A 10204-nucleotide genomic window follows, 5' to 3' on the forward strand; every position below is an offset into this window, starting at 1 on the left:
GCACTGGCCGAAGCGAACCGACCGATGCAGATCAACCGCGGGGTGTCGTCCAGCCCACACTCGCGCGGCTTTTCCCCGAGATGAAGACGGCGCGTATGGCGGCTAGGGTCATGTCATGACTGCGAAAAGGTGGGCATGACCGTACCGCCGACCGACAACACGGCGCCCCACGAGCCGGCACCCGGCACCGATGCCCACAGCGTCGGACAGACGGCCGACGCAACGACGGCAGCTCCCCCGCGCTCACCAGAGTCGGCGCCGGGATCGCTGCCGCCCGACACCCCCGAGCAAGCGGAAGCGCTCGTAGCTCCCGAGCCAGAGCCCATCCCGGTTTGGCCGGGTACGCCGTATCCACTCGGCGCAACGTATGACGGTGTGGGAACCAACTTTTCGCTGTTCTCCGAAGTCGCCGAGGCCGTCGACCTGTGTCTCATCGACAGGGACGGGCGCGAGCGCCGCATTCGTCTCGACGAGGTCGACGGCTACTGCTGGCATTGCTACCTGCCGAACATTGGTCCCGGTCAGTTCTACGGGTACCGCATCCACGGACCCTACGATCCGGCGAGCGGGTTGCGCTGCGACCCGTCGAAGCTGCTGCTCGACCCGTACGGCAAGGCTTTTCACGGGGATTTCGACGGCGACGAATCGCTGTTCTCCTATGCGATGGCCACGTCCGAATCCGACGACGACGGTGGCGAGCCCCCGGTCGTACCCGCCGAACAATCGTTGCGGGCCACAGCCGATCCCGGCTCCGACGATTACGAGACGTCGTCGGCCACCACCGCGAGCGCACACGATCCCGCCTCAGACGCAGGGGCCCCAGAGGCCGCGACATCCGACGCTGCGGCAACGGGGCCTGTGGCACCGGCGTCCGACGACTCCGAGAGCGGTACCGCCGACGTCGACGCAGACCCATCGGCGAGCACGACGCCCGCTGACCCCGCATCCGATGACACCCCAGCCCAGGACGTCCCAGCCCAGGACATCCCAGCCGAGGCCACCGAGACACTCATCGAAGACGCCGACACCGAGACACTCGTGCCTGCCGACGACGAGCCGGTCGACCAGTCGCCGTCGATGCCGCAACTCGATTCACTCGGCCACACCATGTTGTCGGTGGTCATCAACCCCTATTTCGACTGGCAGCACGACCGCGCGCCTCGACGCCCCTATCACCAGACGGTCATCTACGAAGCGCATGTCAAAGGCATGACCGCGACCCACCCCGACATCCCCGAGCAGTTGCGCGGCACCTATGCCGGTCTCGCCCACCCGGTGATCATCGACCACCTCAAAGAACTCGGCATCACAGCGATCGAGCTCATGCCGGTGCACCAGTTCATGCAGGATTTCGTCCTACGGGACAAGGGTTTACGCAATTACTGGGGCTACAACACGTTCGGCTTCTTCGCACCACACCTCGAGTACGCGTCGAATCCGGATCAACCGGCCAGCGCCGTGACCGAGTTCAAGGCGATGGTGCGTGCGTTCCACACCGCAGGTATCGAAGTGATCCTCGACGTGGTCTACAACCACACCGCAGAGGGCAACCACCTCGGCCCGACCATCTGCTTCCGCGGCATCGACAACGGCGCCTACTACCGACTCGTCGACGGCCAGCCCGAGATGTACATGGACTACACGGGCACAGGCAACAGCCTCAACGGACGCCATCCGCACACGCTGCAGCTGATCATGGACTCACTGCGCTACTGGGTGCTCGAAATGCACGTCGACGGATTCCGCTTCGACCTCGCGTCGACGCTCGCACGCGAACTGCACGACGTCGACCGCCTGTCGGCCTTTTTCGATCTGGTGCAACAGGATCCGGTTGTCAGCCAGGTCAAGCTCATCGCCGAACCCTGGGACATCGGCGAGGGCGGCTATCAGGTCGGCAACTTCCCGCCGCTGTGGACCGAGTGGAACGGCAAGTACCGCGACACCGTGCGCGACTACTGGCGCGGCGAGCCAGCGACGTTGGGCGAGTTCGCTTCTCGGCTCACCGGATCGTCGGATCTGTACGAATCCACCGGCCGACGACCGTCCGCGAGTATCAACTTCGTCATCGCCCACGACGGCTTCACGTTGCGAGACCTGGTGTCCTACAACGAGAAACACAACATGGCCAACGGTGAGGACAACCGCGACGGCGAGAGCCACAACCGGTCGTGGAACTGTGGCGTCGAGGGTCCCACCGACGATCCGGAGGTCAACGAGCTCCGCGCGCGCCAACAGCGCAACATCCTCGCGACGATGTTCCTGTCGCAGGGCACCCCGATGCTGGCGCACGGCGACGAGATCGGTCGTACCCAGCAGGGCAACAACAACGTGTACTGCCAGGACTCGCCGCTGGCGTGGATGGATTGGTCTCTCGCCGACAAGAATTCAGACCTTCTCGAATTCACCCGCAAGGCCATCGATCTACGGACCAAGCACCCGGTGTTCCGACGTCGACGCTTCTTCGCGGGCAAGCCGATCCGGTGGGGGCAGGACATGCTCGACATCGTGTGGCTGACGCCCTCGGGCGAGGCGATGACGACCGCCGACTGGGACAGCGGATTCGGCAAGAGCCTCGCGGTCTTCCTCAACGGCAACGGCATTGCAGAGAAGAACGAACGCGGTGAGGTCATCTCCGACAACAGCTTCATGATCTGCTTCAACGCACATTACGAGGACATCGAGTTCACGTTGGCATCCGAACGTCTCGGCCGCGAGTGGGAGGGCGTCTTGAACACCACGCATCCGCGAGGCGACTCCGACATCGAGTCGGCGCCCTGTGGCAGCACCGTCACGATCGGTGCACGTTCACTCCTCGTTTTGCGCACACTGACATGAAGACACGCGATCGCCCACACCCGATCGCCACCTACCGGGTACAACTGACACCGGATTTCGACTTCGCCGCCACCATCGGCATCCTGGATCACCTTGTGGCGCTGGGCATCAGCCATGTCTATCTGTCACCGATCGGGACCGCCATGCCCGGGTCGACGCATGGCTACGACTGGGTGCCGCCGCCCCAGGTGTCTGCCACTCTCGGTGGTCTCGACGGGCTCCGCGCACTCCGGGTCGCGACGTCCGAGCGTGGCCTGGGAATCATCATCGACATCGTGCCCAACCACACCGGTGTTGCAGAGGTCATGCGCAATCCGTGGTTCGCCGACCTGCTGCGACGCGGCTCCGGGTCGCGGTACGCGTCGTATTTCGACGTCGATTTCTCGTCGGAGAACGGGTGCGACGGCAAGATCGCGATCCCCGTGGTCGCCTCCGACGGCGACCTGTCGCCGCTGACCGTCGACTCGCACGGCGTTCTGCGTTATTACGACCACGAATTCCCCACCGCACCAGGAACTCTCGGTGGTAGCGCACAAGATGTGCATGCGCGCCAACACTATCGGCTGGTGCCGTGGGACAGCGGCCTCATCGGCTACCGCAGATTCTTCACGGTCAACGAGCTGGCGGGCCTACGCCAAGAAGACCACGAGGTCTATCGCGCAACGCACACCTGGATCAACGAGCTCTTCGACGCCGAGCTCATCGACGGGCTCCGCGTCGATCATCCCGACGGTCTCTGGCAACCGATGGACTACCTCAACGAGTTGCGCAGCGACATCGGCTCCGACTCGCTGCTCTACATCGAGAAGATCCTCGCGGCCGACGAGCCGCTCGAACCGACCCTGCCCGTCCAGGGAACCACCGGATACGACCAGATGCGGGTCATCGACGCGGTGTTCACGGCACCGTCGGGGGTCGTCGAACTCGACGAGATCCACCTACGCGTCACCGGTGTGCCGGGTGATTCGCACTGGCTGCACTCGCAGGAACGCGAACGCAAGCTGCAGACACTGCGCGACAAGTTCGGCAGCGAACACCGCAGACTGGTCCGTGCGATCACCCACTCGGATCCCGACGCCGACTCGAACGCCGTCGCCGAAGCGACCGCGGAGCTCATCGCGACACTGCCCGTGTATCGCGCCGATTACCCTTCGCTACGCCCCCTGCTGATCACCACAGCGACCGAGATCGCCGCGCGCAGAGCAGATCTCGCCGCCGCCATCGATACCGTGATCACTGCGACAGCCCACGAGGGCGCCGCGAGTTCTCGCCTGGCGCAGACCGGCGGTGCCGTGACCGCGAAGAGTATCGAGGACAGCCTCTTCTACCGCACGGCGCGACTGGTCTCGTCGCTCGAAGTCGGCAGCGACCCCGCCGACCCCACCATGAGCCTGCAGAACTTCCACAACCACAACGAGATTCGCGCGGCGCAGTGGCCACAGGCCATGACGGCGACCAGCACCCACGACACCAAACGCGGTGAGGACGTACGCGCCCGGATCGCGCTGCTCGCCCAGGTGCCCGAACGGTGGTCCCTCCTCGTCGACGAGCTGTGGTCGAATTGGCCGCCACCCGACGACCTCACCGGCTACTTCCTGCTACAGAACATCATCGGCGTCTGGCCGATCGGCGATCCACCCGGCAGCGCGACGGTCGGCGACGACCTTCGACAACGCCTGTACGACTACGCACGCAAGGCGACGAGGGAGGCCGAACTGCACACGTCGTGGACCGACGTCAACGAGGAGTTCGAGAGTCAGATCGACGCCTGGATCGACGAGATCACCAATGGCGCCGCGGCCGAGTCGATCTCACGCTTCGTGGCGCGCATCGCCTCGGCGTGGGAGCAGGAAACGCTGGCACGCAAGGCGATTGCGCTCCTGTGCCCGGGCGTGCCGGACATCTATCAGGGCACCGAGTGGTGGGACGACTCGCTCGTCGATCCCGACAATCGGCGCCCCGTCGACTACGACCGCTCATTGGATCATCCCAAGGCGCGAGTGGTGCGTGCCGCTCTCGCGGTACGCGCCGCACACCCGGCAGCGTTTGATCGCGGTAGCGGCTATCTACCGATCTACGCCGACGGACCGGGCGCCGACCATGCGATCGCCTTCGGACGCGTCGTCGGCGGGGTGACCGAGGTGATCGTAGTGACGGCCCGATTCACACACAGCCTCATCGACGACGCAGCACTGACCTTTCTCGACCTACCCGCTGGGACCTGGCGTGATGTGTTGTCGGACAAGGTCTATCGAGGCGTCGCAGACCTCGGGGAATTGCGTACGGCGAACCCGGTGGCGATATTGGTGCGCGCACCGGACGGTGACACCGCCGCGACAACCGCCGCCAAGTCAGCGGCGATAACGGGGCCGGCGACGACTGGGGCGGGGCCAGCGGCGACTGGGGCCGACGTCGCCCCGGCGGGCTCAGCCGCCGGGAGCAGGAGCCGGCGCGGCAGGTGAGGGCGCGGCCGGTGCGGGGCTCTGCGAACCGCCCTGATTATCGGCCGCCGGGCCATTCGTTCCCTGCTGCTGTCCCAGACCTGCTTGTGCCCCACTGAGTTTGGATACCTTCCAGGAGCCGTCCTCCTTGACCAGGTCGAGCCAGACGAGCATCAGCTCCTTACCTCCGCTGGGAGCGATCGTGCTGGTACCGGACACCTCGACGAGCACGGCCGTTGACGCACGATCGGCTTCGAACGACTCGACCGACACCGACTTGACCGTCGGTGTGGCCTTGACGTTGAGATCACGCAGCGCCTTGGAACCGTCGTTCTGCTCGCGCTCGAGATTTTGCTTGAAGTCGCCGGTACTCAGCGGCCCCAGCAACGTCTTCATGTCGCCGACGGCGTCGGAGTTCATCGTGCTGACGAGCTTGACCGTGAAGACCGACGATGCCGACTTCGCATCGTCGAAGGCAGCCAGCTTCTGCTGATCCCGGTAGTAGCCCCAACCGAGCAATCCGACGCCCACGATCAGGGCAACCACTACGAGCCCGGCGAGGACCTTGAGAATTCCCGCGGTGCTGATGGTGACAGAGACCTGGCGAGAACCCTTGCGCTCGTTCTTCTCCTGCGCTGCACCCTGGTTTTCCTGAGCGGCGTTCTCACGAACGGCGGTCTCCTGGGCGGCAGTCTCTTGAGCTGCCGTCTTCGGAGCCGTTGCGTCGGAGACCGCGCTCGACCTGCGAGCCGCCGCACGCGCACTCTTCGTCCGAGGTGCCTGAGACTCGGTGACATTGTCCGACGACGCGGGTTCTACCTTTTCGGTCGCGACCTCATTGGCGTCGCCGGTGGTTTCTTCGGTGTTGGTGTCGCCGGTGTTGGTGTCGCCGGTGTTGGTGTCGTCGGTGGTGTTGTCGTCAGCGTTGGTGTCGTCGGTGTTCTTGTCGGCTGTCATGTGCTTCCAGTTCAGTTGCTCGCCCGCCAGAGGGCGGGCGCGATGTGCGGCGTCGCGGGTGGCTGCGGCCGTGGTCGTCACGGCGCCCACGCCGTCGAATCCCGGCGGAGGCCAGTCCCTATCCCAGCGGTACCGTCCGTGCGTTCGGGTCGGCGCCCAGGGCCGGTCCCGCGGTGTCGTCACCGGGAGGTCGGGGCGCGTTGGCCGAGCCCCGGATCTGCTGGTTCTTGTCTTCGGTGACACAGTACAGATTGGTCGGAATCACCGTTTCGAGCACCTTGGTCGGCCGGATCGGAGTGACCGCGTAGTTGCAGTAGGGCCGCGGGAAGATCGACGCCATCACCCACCACGCACCATCGTGGAACATGTCCTGGCTGATGTAAGACGCGTCACGGATCGACGGCAGCAGGGTTGCGAGCGCCGGCGCGCGCAGCGCTCCCTGACGCGCAATGTCGGCCACTTGCTGGAGCACTCCGGTCAACGGATCGCGGATCTGACTCAGGGAGCCACTCAGGCTGGTGAACTGAGCAGGCCCCTTGCCGAGCAAGGTGTTGAGTTCCCCGTTCGCGGCAACCGCTGAGTTGATCACAGCACTCGCGCCCGCCGTTGTGGTCCCGAAATCCGGCTGGACGTTGGCCGTCGTGGCGAGGATGGTGCCGGTCTGCTGGATGAGTTTCGTGGTCTCGGGCAGCACCCGACGCAGGTCAGCGAAGACCGTGCCCGCGGCGTCGAAGAACGTTCGCAGTTGATTGGCCTGCCCGGTTTCCGGGGTCAGCGCGATGTCGAGACTCGACACTGTGGCACGGAGCTTCACGGAGTTTATCTGACTGATGACATTCAACGACGACTCGAGCAGCGACGAGAACGGCGCCGTGACGTGCGTCTGATTGACCTCGATCGTGTCGCCGTCGGTGAAGTACGGGCCGCTGCTCGTCGCGGGTGTGAAGTCGACGTACTGCTCGCCTGCCGCCGACAAACCCAGCGCCGACACCAGGGAGTTCCGGTTGATCTTGACGTCGTCGTCGATGGTGAGGCGGGCCTGCACCGACTGCGGTTGCACCTGCAGGGACTCGACCTCTCCGATGTCGACGCCACGCAGCGTCACCCGCGAACTGTCTTGCAGTCCACCGGAAATCGGGAAGTTGACCGTGAGGTGGTAGGAACCCTGCCAGGGACGCCAGCTCAGCGCGCCGAAACCGATATAGGCCAGGCCGACCAACATGACGACGACGAGCCCGATGTTGCCGAGCAGACTCGAATGCTTTCGCAACCAGAGGATCATCCGCAGCATCCCTTCGTGCCGCTGAGTTGCGCAAGAATCCGGGTCAGCGTCTGTTGGAGTGACTGTCCGCCCGCCTGAAGGTCTTGCAGTTCGGGCAGCCTACTGGCCGAGTCGAACCCGAATCCTGTTGTGAGCCAATACAGCTTTGCCGAGCCCGCGACAGAGTTGCCCTGAATTGTCTTGGCGAACTTGGGCGTCAACTCGTGCAGGTTGTTCGAGACAGGCCCGAGAATCGGTGGTACGTCTCGCAATTCGGCGGTCAGGGTTCGCAGATTTCCGATCAGCGACACCAGGCTGTCGGAGTCGTTGCCGAGGAAATCATTGGTCGCGTCGGTGACCTTGTTGGTCTTGTCGAGCGTCGACAGGATCTGATTCATCTGGCCGTCGATGGTGTCGATCGCAGGGCCGAGCTTGTTGATGGCGGCCATGATCTGTGGGCGACCCGCTGCCAGATCGCCAGTCAGTACAGAGGTGTTGCGAATCGAGCGGTCGACCTCGGCGGAGTTGGCGTTCAGTCTGCTGATCGCGGTGGTGAACTCCTTGATGGCGCCCTGCAGATTGTCGGGGCTGCTCGGTCCGCCCGCGACGGCAGCGCTCAGCTCGGTGACGATCTGCTGCAACGACCCGAGCGATCCCCCGTCGACCACCGCGGCGGCAGATACCAGGATGTCCTCGACCGTTGCCGCGGCCGACGTCGGACCGGTGAGCACCGTACCGTCGGACACCGACGGACCCGATGCGTTCGCCGGTGGCATCAGCGCTACGAACACATCGCCGAGTGGTGTTGCCTGCCGCAGTTGGGCCCCGGTACCCGCGGGAATCTGCGCATCGCGAGCAACCTTCATCTGCACGATGGCGGTGTAATCACGCACCGCGATGTCGCTGACCTCACCGACATCGGTGCCGTTGAGTTTCACCTTCGCGCGGGTCGGCAGGTTCAACGCGTTGTCGAAGTGTGCGATCAGCGTCTTGCCGTCGCCGATCCCGCCCGGTGCGGGCAGCGGCAGTTGTTCGACCGTGAGGCCGGGCATCGCGCTACAGCCGCACAGCCCGACGGTCGCCGCAACGATCAACGTGAGGATCGCCGGGACGCCACGACGCGACCCCAGGGGCCGGCGCGCAACCTGACTTCGAACCTCTTGCCTCACACCCCCCTGCCGCCGACGCATCGGCTGCAGGAGTTGCGCGATCTCGGCGCGCGAGATGGGCGATCGGGGTCTGCCGAGCGTGATCGTGTACTGCCTCATTTGCTCATCTCCAGCAGACTCGAGAACACGCCGAGGTCTGGTCCGAAATCCTTGAGCTGTCCGGTTCGACACCCGTTCTTCTGCAGGTTGATCGCCTGGCAGAACTGGTTGAGCGCCTCACCGTCGATCAGCGACTTGTCGAGGAGCACCTGGATGCGCCACGCGCGTTGCTCCGGCGACACCGTGTTGGCCAGGTTCTGGAACAACAGCGGCGCAACGTCGATCGTCTCGACCACCTGCCGCGAGTAATCGCTCAGATTGCGGACCAGCGCGCTCAGCCTTCCCGTCGAGTCGCTGATGGACGTCGCGTTGTTGCCGAAGAACTGTGACGTGTTGAGCAGCGTCTGATTGAGATCGTCGAGTGTCGCCGTGAGTCCGGGTGCTTGTTGACCCAGCATCGAGGACACCTGACTGATCGACGACGAGAACTGCTTCATCTTCGGGTAGTTCGCTGTCAGCGCACCGGTCAGCTTCTGTGTGTTCTTGATGATCTGCGTGAGCTGGTCGCCGTTACCCGCGAACACGTCTGTCGCAGAGCCGAGTTGGTTGATTGCCTCACGGATACGTTCGCCGTTTCCCGACGTCGTGCCCGACGTGATGTCCACCAGATCGGCGATCGGCCCCTCGCCATCCTTGTCGGTACTCAGCGACGACACCAGCCGATCGACGGCGTCGAACAGATCTCCGACGGCCACCGGACTACGACCCTCGTTCTTGAGGACGGCACCGTCTGTCAGCTTCGGTCCGCCGGAATAGGTCGGCGTCAGCTCGATGTGGCGGGTGGTGACGATCGAGGTGTTCACGATCGCGGGGGTCGCGTCGACCGGAACGGGGACGTTCTTGTCGATGGTGAAGGTGACCTTGACGCGATTGCCCTGTTGCTCAACAGAAGTGACTTGCCCGACCGGCATTCCGAGGACCGCGACGTCGTTGTCCTTGTACAGACCGGCGACGTTCGGGAAGTAGGCGGTCACCTTGATCTGTGAGCCGACGGCCACCTTCCAACTCGCCGGGACCAGCGAGCAGCCCGAGAGCAATGCGACAACCAGAACGGTCAGGGCGACGATGATCGTCGGCCTGCGCCAGTGCGGATTCATGATCACGTGTCGACTCCCATGCTCAGCACCCGTCCACCACGCGCGCGGTACACAGCCAGTTGTCGGGGAAGAGACCCCAGGGGAGATATCCGGTGGAGTGTGGTCCGTCGGCCATGATGTTGTTCAGCATGCGTGAGGTGACCGGAAGGATCTGTAGGAGCTTGCGCAGATTCTCCTGGTTCTTCTGCAGGCCCTGGCTGATGGTGTTGAGGTTCGCCAGGATCGGCGCGAAGCTGTTGCCGTTCTCGGCGGCGACGGCTCGCGTCTGATCAGCCAGCGCCGCAACACCATCGAGGAGTTTTGTCACCAACGCCTCACGCGCGACGATCTTCTGAGCGAGTTGTC

At 64.3% G+C, this 10204-nt stretch carries 6 protein-coding genes and 1 pseudogene; 2 read left to right on the forward strand and 5 right to left on the reverse strand.

The window, feature by feature from the left end:
- The first annotated feature begins 135 nt into the window (after positions 1-135).
- Both glgX and treY read left to right on the forward strand, forming a co-directional pair.
- Complete coding sequence (gene glgX, locus A5777_RS17915; protein ID WP_064863663.1) at positions 136-2835, forward strand: glycogen debranching protein GlgX; 2700 nt, start codon at positions 136-138, stop codon at positions 2833-2835.
- The gene (treY, locus tag A5777_RS17920) at positions 2832-5297 is read left to right on the forward strand and encodes a malto-oligosyltrehalose synthase (RefSeq protein ID WP_064863664.1); all 2466 of its coding nucleotides are present in this window, start codon (positions 2832-2834) and stop codon (positions 5295-5297) included. Before glgX ends, treY begins: the two co-directional genes overlap by 4 nt.
- Here treY and A5777_RS17925 read toward each other — a convergent pair.
- The 5 genes and pseudogenes from A5777_RS17925 to A5777_RS17945 form a co-directional block, all read right to left on the reverse strand.
- Positions 5262-6314 carry a hypothetical protein gene (locus A5777_RS17925; protein WP_156529418.1) on the reverse strand — a complete coding sequence of 351 codons (1053 nt, stop codon included), beginning with the start codon at positions 6312-6314 and terminating at the stop codon, positions 5262-5264. The genes treY and A5777_RS17925 overlap by 36 nt on opposite strands.
- A 37-nt stretch (positions 6315-6351) precedes the next feature.
- Positions 6352-7524 carry an MlaD family protein gene (locus A5777_RS17930; protein ID WP_064863665.1) on the reverse strand — a complete coding sequence of 391 codons (1173 nt, stop codon included), beginning with the start codon at positions 7522-7524 and terminating at the stop codon, positions 6352-6354.
- The gene (locus A5777_RS17935; RefSeq protein WP_082933738.1) at positions 7512-8762 is read right to left on the reverse strand and encodes an MlaD family protein; all 1251 of its coding nucleotides are present in this window, start codon (positions 8760-8762) and stop codon (positions 7512-7514) included. The genes A5777_RS17930 and A5777_RS17935 overlap by 13 nt, the downstream gene beginning before the upstream one ends.
- Positions 8759-9859 (reverse strand): MCE family protein, encoded by a 1101-nt coding sequence (locus A5777_RS17940; RefSeq protein ID WP_064863684.1) that lies wholly within the window; start codon positions 9857-9859, stop codon positions 8759-8761. Before A5777_RS17940 ends, A5777_RS17935 begins: the two co-directional genes overlap by 4 nt.
- Before the next feature lie 22 nt (positions 9860-9881).
- Positions 9882-10204 (reverse strand): annotated as a pseudogene (locus tag A5777_RS17945) (MCE family protein); the annotation flags it as partial.

The sequence above is a fragment of the Gordonia sp. 852002-10350_SCH5691597 genome (assembly GCF_001665715.1).
In the GTDB taxonomy this organism is placed as follows: Bacteria; Actinomycetota; Actinomycetes; order Mycobacteriales; family Mycobacteriaceae; genus Gordonia; species Gordonia sputi.